The 2,253-nt window shown below is 75.8% G+C and carries 1 protein-coding gene; it reads right to left on the reverse strand.

Annotated elements, in window-relative coordinates:
* Nucleotides 1-2,253: alpha-(1->3)-arabinofuranosyltransferase domain-containing protein (locus AC2W7G_RS14195; RefSeq protein WP_485869005.1), on the reverse strand; the 2,253-nt coding region annotated here is incomplete at both ends.

Here is a 2,253-nt window from a genome sequence, read left to right on the forward strand (position 1 = left end):
GCCGCACGGCAGGCGGACCGGCTCGGCCGCGTCGGCGGCCGCGTCGACACCCGCGACGCCGATCTCGCTCACGCCGACGGCGAGCCCGTTGCCGAGCCCGTCGAAGCCCAGCGACGAGCGGACGCGCACGCGGGTCACGTCGACGACGATCGAGCGCGTGCGGACGTCGTCGAAGCGGGCGACGCCCTCGGCGTCGAACCGCACCGACTGGGTCGACCCGTCGTCGAAGGTCAGGTCGGCCTCGCGCACGGCGGACGCGGCGAGCGAGTCGTCGGTGTACAGCCGCAGGGCGCCGACGCGGCGCTCCTGGTCCAGTCGCAGCGTCAGCTGCGGCGAGCGGTCCGAGAGCCGGGCCGTCCACCCGGTCGCGATGTCGCCGTCGGTCGTCGCCAGGGCACCGGCGCGCGGCACGCCCGACGAGGTCGAGCTGACCTGCACGCCCAGGCGGCCGGCGAACGCCTCGTCCAGCTCAAGGCCCGGCTCGGGCAGCACCGTGAGCGCGGGCAGGTAGCCGGCCTCGCGGTGCAGCGTCAGCACGCGGTCGAGCGTGCGCCCGTCCTCGCCCAGGCGCTCGGCGCCGGCGTCGCAGCGCACGACCAGGCTGCCGCGGACGTCCTCGTCGTCCTCGTCCCGGGCCTCGCGGACGTCCGGGACGGACCGGCACGCCCCGTTCGGAGCGGTCGCGGTGGTGAGCAGGACCTCGTCCGGCTCGGGCCACTCCTGCGGCAGCGTCGGGAGCCGCAGCGGCCGGGCCACGTCGGCCCCGGGCACCTCGAGCTCGTCGATCGAGAACGGGTCGAAGGCGTTGCTGTCGGCGGTGAGCCGCAGCCGCGTCGTGGTGCCCTCGGGCACGTCGAGGGTGACCGACCCGCCGGCGGGCACCGGGGTCACGGCCGTGCCGCCGTCGGTCGTCACGGTGACGTCGCGCTGGGAGAACGCGTCGGTGAGCCGCACCGAGGTGCCCCGGACGTCGACCGGCTCGTCGAAGCGCAGCTCGATCCACGGGCGCAGGTCCGACTCCCCCGCCGTCCAGCGGGTGCGGTCGTCGCCGTCCAGCGCCGACCACGGCGAGCGGTCGGTGCGGATGCTGGTCTGGGTGACGTCGGACGCCGACGAGGACGCGGTGACCGACGCCGCGCCCCGCACCTGCGGCACGGACGTCCAGCGCGCCTCGTCGCCGACCACGTAGTCGTGGACCCGCCGCTCGACGCGGTACCGCTCCTGCACCGAGAGCGGGGCGGAACGGTTGTTGACGACGCGCCCGAAGGCGGCCTCGCGACGGCGCAGCGTGTCGGTGAGCACGACGTGCTCGGGCGTCACCGAGGCCGGCACGTCCTGGGCCAGCAGCACGTCGCTGTCGCCGGCGATCGCGGCCGACGACTCGACGACCGCGTCCGCGGCACCGGCCAGCACCGTCGTGTCGCTCAGGTCCTGGGCGCGCACCGAGGCGGCGTCGGCCCCGTCGACCTCGAACACCTCGATCGCGCGGTGTCGGCTCTGGCGTCCGTTGTTGACGAAGACGAGCTCGCCGTCGTCCGTGCGCTGGGCGGGCGGGTTGCCGACCCGCGGGCCGAACCCCTTCGCGCCGGTGACGCCCGGCGTGGTGGCGAGCGTCGAGTGCACCAGCTCGGTGTCGGTGGTGCCGTTGCCGGACAGGTCCTCGCGCACCAGCACGTAGCGGATGCCGGCCCGCACCAGCGCGTCGTGCAGCGCCGTGCTGCCCCGCCCGGACGCGAACGCGCGCTCGAAGCCGTCCAGCGTGCGGATGGTGCCCGACGGCGTGAGCGGCACGGCGTTGCGCACGGTCCAGGGCGTGCCGGCCAGTGACTGGAGCACCTCGTCGCGCGGGCTGCCCCACAGGTAGTCGCCGAACGCCGAGCCGGGCAGCACGAGCGTGTTCTGACCCTCGGCGTTCTCGGCGAGCCAGTCGGCGGCCTGCTCCCAGTACTGCGGGACGTCGTGGAACGTGCCGCGTCGCGGCAGCTCGGCGGTCCAGGCGGGCACCGTGGCCCCGACGACGGACGCGGCCGCCAGCAGCGCCACGGCCGCACGACCCGTGCGCTGGACGCGCCGCGATCCGGTGACGCCTCGGGCCAGGCTGGTGGCGGCGTGCACCAGGCCGAGCACGAGCGGCAGCCGGATCAGGACGTCGAACTTGTGCGTGTTGCGCAGCGGCGCCAGCGCGCCGTCCAGCAGCGCCTGCCAGGAGCCGGGCGCGAGGTTCGTGCCCGCGTGGCCCAGCGTCACGAGCAC

It is taken from the genome of Aeromicrobium sp. PFPM2_SD2, from assembly GCF_057364525.1.